The sequence below is a fragment of the Caulobacter sp. HJHS_5 genome (assembly GCF_056683955.1).
Map to the genome: position 1 here is coordinate 406487 of NZ_JBWZNC010000001.1, position 14236 is coordinate 420722.

The following is a 14236-nucleotide window of genomic DNA, read 5'->3' on the forward strand; positions in this document are numbered from 1 at the left end:
GTCCCCGGGTCTAGAACCGCCCCATGGACCTTTCGGCCCTTCAACAGCTCCTGGCGTCCGTCGTCGGTGTCCGCGTCGCCTGCATCGGCGACGTCATGCTCGACCGCTTCGTCTACGGCGAGGTCAACCGCACCTCGCCCGAGGCGCCGGTGCCCGTCCTGGCGCGCGGTCGCGAGGCGGCGATGCTCGGCGGCGCCGGCAACGTGGCGCGCAACGTGGCCGCCCTCGGGGGCCTCGCCGCCCTGGCCGGCGTGCTCGGAAAGGACGCCGCCGCCGACGAGGTGCTCGGCATGGTCGGCCGGCAACCCGGCCTCGAGGGGCATCTGATCTCGGCGGACGATCGCCCGACCACGGTCAAGACCCGCTACGTCGCCGCCGGCCAGCAGTTGCTGCGCGTCGATTCCGAGGACGCCTCGGCGGTGTCCAAGGCCGTCGAGTCCCGCCTCGCCACCGCCGTGCGCTACGCGGCCGAAGGGGCGGGGGCCATCCTGCTGTCGGACTACGGCAAGGGCGCCATCGGCCAGACGATCATCGACGCCTGCCTGACCGTGGCCAACGCCTCCGGCGCCATCCTGATCGTCGACTCCAAGGCCCGCCACCTGGCGCGCTACGGCGCCGTCGGCATCATCAAGCCCAACGCCGCCGAACTGGCCGCCGCCGCCGACCTGCCGGCCGACACCGACGCCGAGGTCGAGGCCGCCCTCGCGCGCGCCCTGGCGCTCTCGCGCTGCAAGGCCATCCTGGTCACCCGCGCCGCCCGCGGCATGTCCCTGGCCGAGCGGGGCAAGCCGGTGCGTCACTTCCCGGGCGCGCCTCGCGAGGTGTTCGACGTCTCGGGCGCCGGCGATACGGCCCTGGCCGCCATCGGCCTCGCCCTGGCCGCCAAGGCGCCGATCGAGCGCGCCATCGAATTCGCCATCCTGGCCAGCGGCGTCGCCGTCGAAAAGGCGGGCACCGCCACGGTCTCGCCCGAGGAACTGGTCGAAGCCGCCATCAGCGCCCACCTCGCGCCCGCCGAGGCCAAGGTCGTGACGCCCGCCCGCATGGCCGAAGTGGCGCAGCGCTGGCGCGCCCAGGGCCTGCGCGTCGGTTTCACCAACGGCTGCTTCGACATCCTGCACAAGGGCCACGTCAGCTACCTCGCCCAGGCCCGCGCCTGGTGCGACCGCCTGATCGTCGGCGTGAACAGCGACCGTTCGGTGCGGGAGCTGAAAGGCGAGGGGCGTCCGGTCAACGACCTGGAGTCCCGCGCGGTGGTCCTCGCCGGCCTCGCCCACGTCGATCTGGTGGCGTCGTTCGACGAGGACACGCCGCTGACGCTGATCAACGCGGCCCGTCCCGACGTCCTGATCAAGGGCGCCGACTACGAAGTCGAGGAAATCGTCGGCGCCAGGGAGGTGCTCGGCTGGGGCGGCGAGGTGAAGCGGGCGACGATCATCGAGGGGTTCTCGACCACCGCCGCCATCGCCCGCCTGAAGGACAACATGCCGACGGAGAAGGCCTCTTGAAGCGTCGCGTGATCTTCGTCACCGGGGCGGCCGGCTTCATCGGCTCCAACATCGTCGCGCGCCTGTCGCGCAACCCCGACTACGACGTGGTCGCCTGCGATCGCCTGCGCGGGGTCGAGACCGGCAAGTGGCGCAACCTCGCCAAGTCGCCGATCGCCGACTTCGTCTCGCCCGACGGCATGTTCGACTGGCTGGAGCGCAACGCCCACCAGGTCTGCGCCGTGGTCCACATGGGCGCGGTGTCGTCCACCATGGAGCTGGACGCCGACCACATCGTCCACTCCAACTTCACCCTGTCGCGCGATCTGCACCGCTGGTGCGCCGAGCATCAGCGCCGGCTGATCTACGCCTCCTCGGCGGCCACCTACGGCGCGGCCGAAACCTTCGCCGACGCCGACGACATCGACAGCCTCACGAGCCTGCGGCCGCTGAACACCTACGGCTGGTCCAAGGCCTTGTTCGACCTCTACGCCGCCCGCCAGGCCGCCGCCAACGCCGCCCCGCCGCAGTGGGTGGGCCTGAAGTTCTTCAATGTCTACGGCCCGAACGAGGGCCACAAGGGCCGCATGATGTCGGTCGCCGCCCAGATCTATCCGAAGATCGCGGCCGGCGAGGGCGTCAGCCTGTTCGCCTCGCACAATCCCGCCTATCCCGACGGCGGCCAGCTGCGCGACTTCGTCTATGTCCGCGACGTGGTCGACGTCGTCGAGTGGCTGCTGCAGCACGACCGGGTCAACGGCGTCTTCAATCTCGGCTCCGGCCGGGCGCGCAGCTTCAAGGATCTCGCCGAGGCGGTTTTCAAAGCGCTCGATCGTCCGGCTGACATCAGTTACCGCCCGATGCCGGAAGAGATCCGCGACAAGTATCAATACTTCACCCAGGCCGACATGAGTCGACTGAAATCCGTGGGTTACGACAGACAATTCACGTCGTTGGAAGCCGGCGTCTCGGACTACGTCGGCCGCTATCTGTCCAAACCGGACCCCTACATCTGAGATGGCGGTCGAAGCCGCCAAGTTGCAGCGCTGCGTCGGCATCGGGGCGCTCATCCTGGTGGCGCTCATGGCCGTGGCCGGCGCCATCTGGCGCGACGACATCCTGCGCACCGCCCTCGACCCGAAGGTGCCGTTCCAGACCTACGACCCGCCGCCCGCGCCCAACTACGAACAGGCCGACGCCTGGGCCCTCCGTCCGGGCGATCCGCTGAAGATCGCGGCGGGGGCGCCGCCGGCCGACGTCTTCTTCATCCACCCGACCACCTACGACGGCGGCCCGCACTGGAACGCCCCGCTGCACACGCGCAACGCCGAACGGCTGCTGTCGCAGGTCATGCTGCCCAACTACGCCGGGCCGTACTTCCGCACCGGACGACTGTTCGCGCCGCGCTACCGCCAGGCCAGCCTCTACACCCTGCTGACCCTGCGCGATGACGCCCGCGAGGCGCGCCGCTTCGCCTACGGCGACATCCGCGCCGCCTTCCGCCTCTATGTGGAACGCTACAACCACGACCGGCCGTTCATCCTGGTCGGGGTGGAGCAGGGCGGTTCGCTGGCCGCCCGCCTGCTACGCGAGGAAATCGCCGCCGATCCGGCGCTCGCCGGTCGCCTGGCCGCGACCTACCTGATCCAGACCACCGTCCCAGCCGCCGATTACGCGGCCGGCGCGGCGTTCCCCGCCTGCGAGCGCCGCAACCAGGCCCATTGCGTGGTCGCCTGGGCCCAGGCGAGCGAGGGAGACGTGGAGCGGGCCCAGTCGCTGCGCGACCGCGCCATGGCGTTCGACGGCGCCGGCCAGCTCGTCGACTTCGACGGCCGCCAGGCCCTGTGCGTCAATCCGCTGACCGGATCGGCGCAGCCCGGCCGCGCCGCCGCCCGTCTGAACCTCGGGGCCGCCAACGCCACGGGCCTGGAATGGGGCGCGCGCCCGGCCTTCCTGCAGCGCCAGGTCTCGGCCGAGTGCGACAAGGGCGTCCTGATCGTCAGCAAGCCGAAGTCGCAGTCGCTGCGCCCCGCTCGCACCTGGGCGGAATCCCGCCGCGCGCCGGGTTACAACCTGTTCTACGCCGACCTCGAGGCCGACTCCCAGGCCCGCGTGGCCGCGCTGATGAACCGCCCCGAGTTCCCGCGCCCCGCGCCGAGCCAGCCCGCCAGCTAGCCTGCCTCGCGCTCGCTGCCGGGCTTCCAGTCGAACAGCGCCTTCAGAACCTGCAGCGCCTTGCCGCGCGGGCTTTGGAACGCCGCGTCGCGGTTCAGCACCAGCCGCGCGTCGTCGGCCGCCACGGCGATCAGGTCGCGATGCGCCACGGGGTCCGCGAAGCGATAGGCCGGAAACCCGCTCTGGCGCAGGCCCAGCGGATCGCCGCCGCCGCGCAGCTCCAGGTCCTTCTCGGCGATCAGGAAGCCGTCGTCGGCCTTGCGCAGGATATCGAGCCGCGCCTGCGCCACCTGCGACAGCGGCGGGTCGTACAGCAGCACGCAGGCGCTCTCCCGCGCCCCGCGCCCCACGCGCCCGCGCAGCTGGTGCAACTGGGCCAGGCCGAAGCGTTCGGAATGCTCGATCACCATGATCGAGGCGTTGGGTACGTTCACGCCCACCTCAACTACCGTGGTGGCGGTCAGCACGCTCAGCTTGCCCGCCGCGAAATCGGCCATCACCGCATCCTTGGCGGCGCCGGTCATCTTGCCGTGGATCAGGCCGACGCTCGGCCCCAGCCAGCGCCGCAGGTCCTCGACCCGCTGCTCGGCCGCCATCAGGTCCACCGCCTCGCTCTCGGCCACCAGCGGGCAGATCCAGAAGGCCTGCGCCCCGCCGGCGATCGCCTTGCGCAGCCGGTCGACCACCTCGGCCATTCGGGGGATCGGCACGGCCGCCGTCGCCACGGGCGTGCGCCCCGGCGGTTTCTCGGCCAGGCGCGAGACGTCGAGGTCGCCATAGAGCGTCAGCTCCAGCGTCCGAGGGATCGGCGTCGCCGACATCGCCAGCAGGTGCACGCCTTCGCCCTTCTCCTGCAGGCGGCGACGCTCATTGACCCCGAAGCGGTGCTGCTCGTCGACCACGGTCAGGGCCAGGGCGCGATAGATCACGTCGGTCTGGAACACCGCATGGGTGCCGACGACCACCGCCGCCCGACCGTCGGCGATCATCCGCAGGGTCTCCGCCCGGCCCGCGCCCTTGTCGCGCCCGGTCAGCAGCACGGCGGTGATCCCCTGGCCGGCCAGAGGTCCGGAGATGGTCTCGAAATGCTGCCGCGCCAGAATCTCGGTCGGCGCCATCAGCACCGACTGCATGCCGCCCGCCGCCGCGTCGGCCATGGCCAGCAGGGCGACCACCGTCTTGCCGGAGCCGACGTCGCCCTGCAGCAGCCGCGCCATCCGCTCGCCGCTGGCCAGGTCGCCCCGCACCTCGGCCAGCGCCATCTGCTGGGCGCCGGTCAGGCGGAAGGGCAGGGCCGCCTCGATGGCGTCGGCCGTCGCCGAGGCGACGATCTCGCGCCCCGGCTCGGCCCGGCGATGCAGCCGCCGCTCGGCCAGGGCCAGCTGGTGCGCCAGCAGTTCGTCATAGGCCAGCCGCCGCCGGGCGCGCGACAGCGGCGAGAGATCGCCCTCGGTCCGTGGCGCGTGCAGCGCCGTCATCGCCGCGCGCCAGCCGGGCAGGGCCTCGCGCTGCAGCCAGGCCGCGTCCTGCCACTCCGGCAGTTCCCCGGCCCGCGCCAGGGCCTCCTGGGCGAACTTCCGCACCGTGCGCGACGGCAGGCCCGCCGTCGCCGGATAGACCGGCTCGACCTCGGGGATTTCGCCGGCCCGTTCGACGGGCAACAGATAGTCCGGGTGGGCGATCTGCAGCTCGGACCCATATTTGTCCCGCTCGACCTTGCCGCTGACCACGCGGCGCGAGCCTGGCGGGTTCTGCCGCTCCAGGTGGTCGCCGAACACCTTGAAGAACACCAGGGTGATGAAGCCCGAGCCGTCGAAGCAGCGGATGCGATAGGGCAGGTTGGCCCGCGCCGGCTTCAGGTGGGCGTCGATGCTCACCGAGAAGGTCTGCACCTCGCCCTCGACGGCCGCCGCGACGGTCGTCGTCCGACGCTGGATCAGGCTCTGCGGCGAAAGGAACAGCACGTCGCGCACCAGCGGCCCCGCCAGCTTGTCCAGCAGCGGCGCAAGGCGCGGCCCGACGCCCTTCAGCGAGCTGGAGGGGGCGAACAGCGGAAAGAGAATCTCCGGGCGCATCGAAGTGAGCATAGCGCGCTGGCGCGAGCGCGGCCCGACCTCTATATCGACCGCTCGCATGGACGACGCAGAGCGTAACAAGCTGCGGTTCCGCGCCTGGCGGCGGGGCTTTCGTGAAGCGGACCTCATTCTGGGGCCGTTCGCGGATCGTCATGTCCCGACGATGAACTCCGAAGAGTTGGCGACGTTCGAGACCCTGCTCGATCAGCTCGACCACGATCTCTACGCCTGGATCGTGGGCCGCGCGCCGACCCCACCTGAGTTCGATCACGAGATCATGCGCAAGATCAAAGATTTCCGCTACGAAGCTCTCGATCAGCGAGGCGAAAACCTTGGCGCTTGATGCAGAGCCTCGCGGCCCGTCGCCGGCCGACGCCAAGCGCATCGCCAAGCAGGACGGCCGCCTCGACCTGATCGGCGCGCCGGAAGGCTTCGACGCCCTGGTGATGGCCGACATCGCCCGGGCGCGGGGCGGCCTTTCGGTGTTCGTCGCCCGCGACGGCGGCCGCGCCCAGGCCTTCATCGACGCCCTGAAGTTCTTCGCGCCCGAGGTCGAGACGGCGCTGTTCCCCTCGTGGGACTGCTTGCCCTACGACCGCATCGGCCCATCCTCGGCGGTTTCGGCCCAGCGCATGGCCACCCTGGCGAAGCTGGCCTCCGGCGCGTTCGGCGCCTCCAAGCCCGCGATCCTCGTGACCCCGGCTCCCGCCGCCCTGCAGCGCGTGCCGCAGAAGGGCGTGGTCAATCGCGCGTCCTATTCCGCCAAGGTCGGCGCCCGCGTCGTCATCGCCGACCTTGAGCGTTATTTCGCGGTCAACGGCTACCAGCGGGCCTCGACGGTGTCCGAGCGCGGCGAATTCGCCATTCGCGGTGGGGTGATCGACGTCTTCCCGCCGGGCGCCGAGGAGCCGGTGCGCCTCGACCTGTTCGGGGATGCGCTGGAATCGATCCGCGGTTTCGATCCCGAGACCCAGCGCTCGACCAAGCAGCTGCGCGAGGTCGATCTGCTGCCGGTGTCCGAGGCCCTGCTTGACGCCGACGCCGTGGCGCGCTTCCGCAAGGGCTATGTCGCCGCCTTCGGCGCCCCGGGCGACGACCCGCTCTACGACACCATCAGCGAGGGCGGCCGCCGCGCCGGGCTCGAGCACTGGCTGCCGCTGTTCTACGATGGCATGGCGACCCTGTTCGACTATCTGCCGGACGCCGCCCTGGTCGCCATCGACCACCTGGCCGCCGAGGCCCGTGACGAGCGCCTGGCGATGATCGCCGACGCCTACGACGCCCGCGCCACCGCCGACCGCAAGTCGTCCTACCGCCCGCTGGAGCCGAATGCGCTCTACATGGACGCCGCCGAGTGGGAGCGGCGCGTCAGCCACCGCCCCAACCGCCGCTTCACGCCCTTTCAGGTCGACGCCGGCGAGCAGGTGGTCGACATGGGCGCGCGCCTCGGCCGCCAGTTCGCCGCCGAACGCGCGCAGGACAGCGTCAACCTGTTCGAAGCCACCGCCGACCACGCCAAGGCCTTGGCCGCCAAGGGCAAGCGCGTGCTGTTCGCCTCCTGGTCCGAAGGCTCGTCGGAACGTCTCGGGGCCATGCTGGCCGACCACGGCCTGAAGAACGTAGCCTTCGCGCCCTACTGGCAGGCGGCCAAGGCGGCGGACCCGAAGAAGCCGCAGCGCGTGGTGCTGCCGCTCGACGCCGGCTTCGAGACCGAAAACCTCGCGGTCATCTCCGAGACCGACATTCTCGGCGACCGCCTGGCGCGTCCCCGACGCAAGCGCCGCGCCGCCAACTTCCTGGCCGAGGCCTCGGCCCTGACCGCCGGCGACCTCGTCGTTCACATCGACCACGGCATCGGCCGCTACGAAGGGCTCAAGACCCTCGACGTGCAGGGCGCGCCGCACGACTGCCTGGAGATCTTCTACGCCGGCGAGAGCAAGCTCTACCTGCCGGTCGAGAACATCGACCTACTCACCCGCTATGGCGCGGAAGGCGAGGGGGTGCAGCTCGACAAGCTGGGCGGGGCCGCCTGGCAGGCCCGCAAGGCCCGCGCCAAGCAGCGCCTGCGCGAGATGGCCGAGGGCCTCATCGCCATCGCCGCCGCCCGCGCCGTGCGCAACGTCGACGACATCGAGCCGCCGTCCGGCGTGTTCGACGAGTTCTGCGCCCGCTTCCCCTACGAGGAGACGGAAGATCAGCTGAACGCCATCGCCGACGTGCTGGGCGACCTGGCGCAGGGCAAGCCGATGGATCGCCTGATCTGCGGCGACGTCGGCTTCGGCAAGACCGAGGTCGCCCTGCGCGCCGCCTTCGTGGTGGCCATGAGCGGCAAGCAGGTCGCCGTCGTCTGCCCGACGACCCTGCTGGCGCGCCAGCACTACAAGACCTTCGTCGAGCGCTTCCAAGGCTGGCCGGTGAAGATCCGCCGCCTGTCGCGCCTCGCTCCCGCCAAGGAAGCCTCCGAAACCCGCGCCGGCCTCGCCGCCGGCGAGTTCGAGATCGTGGTCGGCACCCACGCGGTGCTTTCCAAGCAGGTCTCGTTCAAGAACCTCGGCCTGGTCATCGTCGACGAGGAGCAGCACTTCGGCGTGAAGGCCAAGGAGGCGCTGAAGAACCTGCGCGCCGACGTCCACATGCTGACGCTGACGGCGACGCCGATCCCGCGCACCCTGCAGATGGCGCTCAGCGGCATCCGCGAGATGTCGATCATCGCCACGCCGCCGGTCGACCGGCTGGCGGTGCGCACCTACATCAGCCCGTTCGATCCGGTGACCCTGCGCGAGGCCCTGCTGCGCGAGAAGTATCGCGGCGGCCAGGCCTACTACGTCGCCCCGCGCATCAAGGACCTGCCCGATCTCGCGCAATTCCTTCGCGAATCCGTCCCGGAAGTGAAGTTCGTCATCGGCCATGGCCAGATGGGCGCCACCGAACTCGAGGAGGTGATGACCGCCTTCTACGAGGGGCAGTACGACGTGCTGCTGTCGACCACCATCGTCGAGAGCGGCCTCGACATCCCCAGCGCCAACACCCTGATCGTGCACCGCGCCGACATGTTCGGCCTGGCCCAGCTCTATCAGATCCGCGGCCGCGTCGGCCGTTCCAAGGCCCGCGCCTACGCCTACCTGACCACCCCGGCCGAGCGACAGATCACGCTTTCGGCCGAGAAGCGCCTGAAGGTGCTGCAGTCGCTCGACAGCCTGGGCGCCGGCTTCCAGCTGGCCAGCCACGATCTCGACCAGCGCGGCGGCGGCAACCTGCTCGGCGACGAGCAGAGCGGCCACATCCGCGAGATCGGCGTCGAGCTCTATCAGCAGATGCTGGAAGACGCCGTCGCCGACCTCAAGGCCTCGGGCGAGGGGCTGTTCGACGACCGGGGCTGGTCGCCCCAGATCAACACCGGCGCCGCCGTGCTGATCCCGGAAGACTATGTGCCGGACCTCAACGTCCGCCTGTCGCTCTATCGCCGCCTGTCGGAAGCCGAGAAGCAGGCCGACCGCGAAGCCCTGGCCGCCGAACTGATCGACCGCTTCGGCCCCTTGCCGCCGGAAGCCGACAGCCTGCTCAAGGTCGTGGCCATCAAGGGCCTCTGCCGCGAGGCCAACGTCGCCAAGATCGATGTCGGCCCCAAGGGCGCGGTGGCCAGCTTCCGCAACGACACCTTCGCTGACGTTCCCGGCCTGGTCGGCCTCGTCCAGAAGAACCCGGCCGTCTTCAAGCTGCGGCCCGACCACAAGTTCGTGGTCAAGGGCGAGTGGGAAACCCCGCGCGAGCGCCTCGACGCCGCCGAGCGCATCCTGGTGCAGCTGGCCCGCCTGGCGCGGGCGGTGGCGGAAAAAGGCTAGGCGACTGGCGTCAGCGCCCGCGCCTCGGCCAGCAGCCGACGCGCCCGGATCCACACCTCCAGCCGCTGCACCGCCACCAGACCGACCGCGAAGGCCAGGAAGGCGTCGGTGATCAGGGCGGCGTTGATGTGCAGCGTCGAGGCCTCCGCCGCCAGCAGATAGCGCAGGCCGACACGGACGAGCAGCACCGCGACCAGCAGATAGAGTGCCGCCGGCGAGGCTCGGCTGGTCAGGGCGTGGGTCTCGGGATTGACCGTCACCGTCGTCAGCCGTCCGCGCCAGAAGCCGATCGCCGCCCCCACCGCGAAGGCGGGGATCAGCCACGCCCAATCGAATCCGGCCAGCCGGGACTGAGCGATCACCAGCCCCGCCACCGCCAGCAGCAGCACCGGCGTCAGCCACAGCCATTCGACGCGGAGCCGCCGGTCGCGGCTCATGCCGCGCAGTCGGAAGACGAGCACCAGCAGGATGATGGGGATGGCGATCCAGGCCATGTTGGGCGGAGCGCCGGTGGTGGGCATCAGACCGCTTCGCGCCGCAAGGCCTGGGCGGCGGCCCGCTCCAGGGCGCGGCCGGCGTCCTCTCCCCCCTCGACGGGCGAAACCCCGATATCGAACTCGACGGTGAAGGGCGTCCGCCCCTCGCCGGCGTCGAAGGCGGTGCAGGCGATCACCGCGGCGATCCGCTCGGCGGCCGAGCGGGCCTGGGTGGCCGAGGTGGCGGGCAGGGCGAGGGCGAAGACTTCCGGGCCCAGGCGCGCGGCCGTGTCCTCCACGCGCACCAGGCGGCCGATCATCGAGCCGATCTGCGGGATCGCGCGGTCCAGCCAGCCCCCGGCGCGGGCCTTCACGACGTCGGCGCGATTCGAAACCTTCAACACGCAGACCGACAGCGGCCGGTTGCGGCTGATCGAAGCCTTCGCCAGGCGCGCGAGATGCCCGGCGAAGAGATCGCGGGTGAACAGGCCGGTCGCCGCATCCATCAGGCCGCTGCTGCGCGCCTTCTCCAGGGCGGCGCGGATCGACTCGCCGCGCCTATGGCTGCGAGCCAGCTCGACCACGCGCTTGGCGGTCTCGGCCTCGGCCGTCTGCGGCGAGGCGACGTCCGAAACCCCGCGATGATAGGCCTCGGAGGTCGTCACGTAGCTTTCTTCGGGCAGGTAGAGCAGGGCGGGGATGTGGAACAGGCGGGTGTTGCGCCGCATGCCCGCGGCGATGCTCAGCGCCTCCTGCGGGTTCTCGCCGGCCCACAGGACCACGGCGTCGAACGGCCGCTCGTGCAGGTAGTCGAAGGCCGTGTAGGCGGTGAAGGCGCCGACCACGTCGGCCCCGCTGCGCGCCAGCACGTTCGACAGGGCTAGGAACTGCGGCGCCGGCTCGCCGATGGCCAGCACGCGGAAGGCGGCCGAGGTCGGCTCGGGCAGATCGAGGCGGCGCCCCCGCTCGGCGAACGTCTCCAGCCGCAGCTCGAACTCTTCCTCGGCGATGGCCATGCGCACCAGCGACTCGAGACGCATCACCGCCTGGGCCGGATGCAGCGGCGGGGCCAGGGTCAGGTCGAAGCCCTCATCCTGCAGGCTGGGATCGGGCTCGCCGATCGCCATCACCGGCAACCGGCGCGGCGCGCACGCCGCCTTCAGGCGACGCGCCAGCGACAGCGCCTCATGTCCGCCCGAGGCGATGTCGACGATCGCCGCCTCGATGTTCAGGTCCGCGAGGGCGGCGATGGCGGCATAGGGGCCGCGCGCCGTGATGGTGCGCCAGCCCAACCGGTCGAGCCCCTCCGCCAACGGCCCAACCAGGCCGTCGTCGCGGGCGATAATCAGAATCCGGGCATTTACCGACAAAGACGCGCCCCTTCACCGTCCCGAAGACCGGGCCGGATTCGCATGTCGCCAGCATAAGCACGCCGCGCGTTCCGGCGATAGAAGCGGATAGCGCGCAGGTGACAGGACTGTTCAGCCCGGGTTCAGCCGTCGGGCGCGATGCTCGTTTCATCGCCTGCGGTCGCTTCATCCCGTCCCTCGACGCGGCCTCGGACGGACCAGGACGGGCCATGCCGTTCTGGCGGCGCGTCGTCCCTCGTGGGCGGCGCGCCGGCCTTGTTCGCCGCGACTTGCGCCGGACGGGGGGCGCGGGCAGGTTCCGCGCCGATGCGATCCATTTTCGACAACCTCGACCTCGACGTGACCCACTGGGTCGCCGCGGTCCTGCGCGTGACCGGCAAGGCCTTCGGGCGCCTGTGGGGTCGCGACGTGATGCTCTACGTCGGCGGCGTCTCGTTCTTCGCCCTGCTGGCCGTGTTCCCGGGCCTGGCGATCATGATCGGCCTCTACAGCCTGTTCGTCGATCCCGCCCAGGCGGCCAGCCAGGCCGACGCCCTGTCCCACATCATGCCGCCCGAGGCCCGCACCCTGTTCGCGGGCGAACTGAGTCGGCTCGGCGGGGCCGAGGCCGGCGCCATATCCACCCAGAGCGGCGTCGCCCTGGTCATCGGCGCCTACGCCTCGCATCGCGGCTTCAAGGCCCTGCTGGCCGGCCTGTCGTTCATCCATGAGGAAGACCGCCAGCGCGGCTTCGTCGGTTTCAACGTGATGGCGCTGCTGGTGCTGGTCGCCGCCTTCGTGCTGTTCGGCGTCGCCTCGGCCACCTTCCTGGGGATGCGCGTCGTCGCCGAAACCCTGCATCTGACGCCGCTCGCCGGCCTTTCCTGGATCTACAGCGAATGGACCTGGGGCAGCGTCGCCGTGATTTTCGGCATGACCCTCATCTATCGCTACGCCATGTCGCGAGACCCGGTGGGCTGGCGGGCCTCCATCGCCGGCGGCGTCGCGGCCGCCATCATGTCCCTGGCCGCCTCCTGGCTCAGCGCCATCTATGTCGAGCAGATCGCCAAGCTCGGCGCCACCTACGGCTCGGTGGCCGCGGTGATCATCTTCCTGATCTGGCTGTCGTGGACGGTGAACTGCATCTTCTTCGGAGGCGCCCTGGCCACCGAGGCCGAGATCGAGATCAAGGCCGCCGAGGTCAGAATCGCCGAACGCGAGGCCGCCGCGGCGGCGACGCTTCACTAAAGTCGACGAATACCCCTCCCGGCCGTCACAGCCGGCGCAGGGCCGGCTATGATGGTCAGGTGGGGAAACAGCCCCCAAGCTAGGGCTTGGCGATCAGGAAGCTCAACGTCGGGCCGTCCTCGCCGCGTTCCAGCACCGTCAGCCCGGCCTCGTTGGCGAAGTGCGGCACGTCGATCCGGGCCAGGGGATCGTCCGCCAGAAGACGCAGGCGCGCGCCCGGCTTCGCCGCCTCGGCCGCCCGGCGCAGGCGCAGGGTCGGCACCGGGCAGCGGTGGCCGCGCGCGTCGACGAGGATCTCGCCGAAAATCTGGTTTGAGTCGCTCACTGCATCTCGGCGATCAGTTCGTCGATATCGACCCAGGCGAAGGCCACCGAACTGTCGGCCACCCCATAGGGCATGAACAGGCGCTCACCATGGGCCATGCCGCCGCAGGTATAGACCACATTGGGCACATAGCCCTCGCGGTCCTCGTCGGCCGGCGAGATCAGGGGCGCGGTCAGGCGGCCGATGATCTTTTGCGGATTGTCCTTGTCGAGCAGCACCGCCCCGATGGCGTACTTGCGCATGGCTCCGACGCCGTGGGTGAGCAGCAGCCAGCCTTCGTCCACCTCGATGGGGGCTCCGCAATTGCCGATCTGCACCAGTTCCCACGGGTATTTCGGCCCCATGAAGAAGTCGCCGCCTTCCCAGGTGAGCAGATCGTCCGAGGTCATGTAGAACAGGTTCTCCCCGTCCTGCCGGCCGATCATGGCGTACTTGCCGTTCACCCGGCGGGGAAACAGGCCCATGCCCTTGTTGCGCGCCGCCGAGCCGCTGATCGGGATCAGGTCGAAGCTGCGGAAGTCCTTGGTGACCATCATCTCGGAGGCGATCGCCGAACCGGAATAGGCCGTGTAGGTGCCGTAGTAGGTGACCTCGCCGTCGTCCTCGGTGAACCGCACGAGGCGCAGGTCCTCCAGCCCGTTCCGCTGCTGGGCGGTGAACGGGAAGATCACCGTGCCGGAAAGGGAGGCTTCCGGATGCCGATGCGCCGTCACCGGCCCGCCGGCCGGCGGCGGATCGTGCATCTGGGCCGCCATGGCGAACGGCGGCTCGGGCATCAGGTCGAGACGGCCATCGGGCGCCAGGATGCCCTCGCGGAAGGCGATCGACGAGATGTGGCCTTCGCCCACGGCCCGCAGCGACATGGCGATGCGCACATGGCCGGCGGTCAGGCCCGACTGGTCCGGGTGCGGCACCACGCTGGGGTTCATCAGGGCGGCGGCGGCGTAGGAGTATTCATGGCAGAAGTAGGCGCCGATCAGCTCCTTCTGGGCCTCGCGCAGCTTTCCGTTCAAGCCGAGCTCGGCCTTGATGTGCCGATAGCGCTCCAGATAGATGCTGCGCGTCTGCCAGTGACGCGTCTCGAAGTCACGGTTCACCAGGGCGAGCTCGGCCTGGCAGGTGCGACTGTCCATCTGCATCACGGCGTCGACGATACGGGCGGCGCGGGCCGACCCCGCAGGCCCAAGGTGGAACGGTCGAATCACGACCCGCGACGCGTCCGGGGCCAGCCGGATCGGCGTGTGATGCAATCTAGGCAT

11 protein-coding genes are annotated in these 14236 nt (G+C 70.4%); 6 read left to right on the plus strand and 5 right to left on the minus strand.

Annotation, left to right across the window (positions count from 1 at the left end; all coding sequences use genetic code 11):
• Positions 1 to 23 precede the first annotated feature (23 nt).
• The 3 genes from rfaE2 to ACFLIT_RS02180 are packed head-to-tail and all read left to right on the plus strand — an operon-like array spanning position 24 to position 3662.
• A complete protein-coding gene (rfaE2, locus tag ACFLIT_RS02170; RefSeq protein ID WP_479909529.1) occupies positions 24 to 1508 on the plus strand; it encodes a D-glycero-beta-D-manno-heptose 1-phosphate adenylyltransferase in 1485 nt (494 codons plus the stop codon).
• Positions 1505 to 2503 carry an ADP-glyceromanno-heptose 6-epimerase gene (gene rfaD, locus ACFLIT_RS02175; RefSeq protein ID WP_479909530.1) on the plus strand — a complete coding sequence of 333 codons (999 nt, stop codon included), beginning with the start codon at positions 1505 to 1507 and terminating at the stop codon, positions 2501 to 2503. The genes rfaE2 and rfaD overlap by 4 nt, the downstream gene beginning before the upstream one ends.
• A gap of 1 nt (position 2504) precedes the next feature.
• Positions 2505 to 3662, plus strand: a complete 1158-nt coding sequence (locus ACFLIT_RS02180) for a DUF3089 domain-containing protein (RefSeq protein WP_479909531.1) — start codon at positions 2505 to 2507, stop codon at positions 3660 to 3662.
• On the opposite strand, the gene recG is transcribed toward ACFLIT_RS02180, so the two are convergent.
• Positions 3659 to 5737 (minus strand): ATP-dependent DNA helicase RecG, encoded by a 2079-nt coding sequence (gene recG, locus ACFLIT_RS02185; protein WP_479909532.1) that lies wholly within the window; start codon positions 5735 to 5737, stop codon positions 3659 to 3661. The genes ACFLIT_RS02180 and recG overlap by 4 nt on opposite strands.
• A 58-nt stretch (positions 5738 to 5795) precedes the next feature.
• Between recG and ACFLIT_RS02190 the strand changes: the two genes are divergently transcribed.
• Positions 5796 to 6080 carry an FAD assembly factor SdhE gene (locus tag ACFLIT_RS02190; protein WP_479909533.1) on the plus strand — a complete coding sequence of 95 codons (285 nt, stop codon included), beginning with the start codon at positions 5796 to 5798 and terminating at the stop codon, positions 6078 to 6080.
• The gene (mfd, locus tag ACFLIT_RS02195) at positions 6070 to 9579 is read left to right on the plus strand and encodes a transcription-repair coupling factor (RefSeq protein WP_479909534.1); all 3510 of its coding nucleotides are present in this window, start codon (positions 6070 to 6072) and stop codon (positions 9577 to 9579) included. The genes ACFLIT_RS02190 and mfd overlap by 11 nt, the downstream gene beginning before the upstream one ends.
• On the opposite strand, the gene ACFLIT_RS02200 is transcribed toward mfd, so the two are convergent.
• Positions 9576 to 10100, minus strand: coding sequence for a CcdC protein domain-containing protein (locus tag ACFLIT_RS02200; protein WP_479909535.1), 525 nt, complete (start codon positions 10098 to 10100; stop codon positions 9576 to 9578). The genes mfd and ACFLIT_RS02200 overlap by 4 nt on opposite strands.
• Positions 10100 to 11425 (minus strand): diguanylate cyclase domain-containing protein, encoded by a 1326-nt coding sequence (locus tag ACFLIT_RS02205; RefSeq protein ID WP_479909536.1) that lies wholly within the window; start codon positions 11423 to 11425, stop codon positions 10100 to 10102. Before ACFLIT_RS02205 ends, ACFLIT_RS02200 begins: the two co-directional genes overlap by 1 nt.
• A gap of 306 nt (positions 11426 to 11731) precedes the next feature.
• On the opposite strand from ACFLIT_RS02205, the gene ACFLIT_RS02210 reads away from it, so the two are divergent.
• Positions 11732 to 12652: a YihY/virulence factor BrkB family protein gene (locus ACFLIT_RS02210; protein WP_479909537.1), complete on the plus strand. Its 921-nt coding sequence runs from the start codon at positions 11732 to 11734 to the stop codon at positions 12650 to 12652.
• Between the two features lie 79 nt (positions 12653 to 12731).
• On the opposite strand, the gene ACFLIT_RS02215 is transcribed toward ACFLIT_RS02210, so the two are convergent.
• Entirely contained in the window at positions 12732 to 12977 is a 246-nt protein-coding gene (locus ACFLIT_RS02215) for a sulfurtransferase TusA family protein (RefSeq protein WP_479909538.1), read from the minus strand.
• Entirely contained in the window at positions 12974 to 14236 is a 1263-nt protein-coding gene (locus ACFLIT_RS02220; RefSeq protein WP_479909539.1) for a glycoside hydrolase family 130 protein, read from the minus strand. Before ACFLIT_RS02220 ends, ACFLIT_RS02215 begins: the two co-directional genes overlap by 4 nt.

Excerpts from the sequence above, each read along its gene's own strand:
- ACFLIT_RS02210 (WP_479909537.1), top strand. The coding sequence starts at position 11,732 with ATGCGATCCATTTTCGACAACCTCGACCTCGACGTGACCCACTGGGTC.
- recG (WP_479909532.1), bottom strand. The coding sequence starts at position 5,737 with ATGCGCCCGGAGATTCTCTTTCCGCTGTTCGCCCCCTCCAGCTCGCTG.
- ACFLIT_RS02190 (WP_479909533.1), top strand. The coding sequence starts at position 5,796 with ATGGACGACGCAGAGCGTAACAAGCTGCGGTTCCGCGCCTGGCGGCGG.
- ACFLIT_RS02180 (WP_479909531.1), top strand. The coding sequence starts at position 2,505 with ATGGCGGTCGAAGCCGCCAAGTTGCAGCGCTGCGTCGGCATCGGGGCG.
- ACFLIT_RS02200 (WP_479909535.1), bottom strand. The coding sequence starts at position 10,100 with ATGCCCACCACCGGCGCTCCGCCCAACATGGCCTGGATCGCCATCCCC.
- ACFLIT_RS02220 (WP_479909539.1), bottom strand. The coding sequence starts at position 14,236 with ATGCCTAGATTGCATCACACGCCGATCCGGCTGGCCCCGGACGCGTCG.
- rfaE2 (WP_479909529.1), top strand. The coding sequence starts at position 24 with ATGGACCTTTCGGCCCTTCAACAGCTCCTGGCGTCCGTCGTCGGTGTC.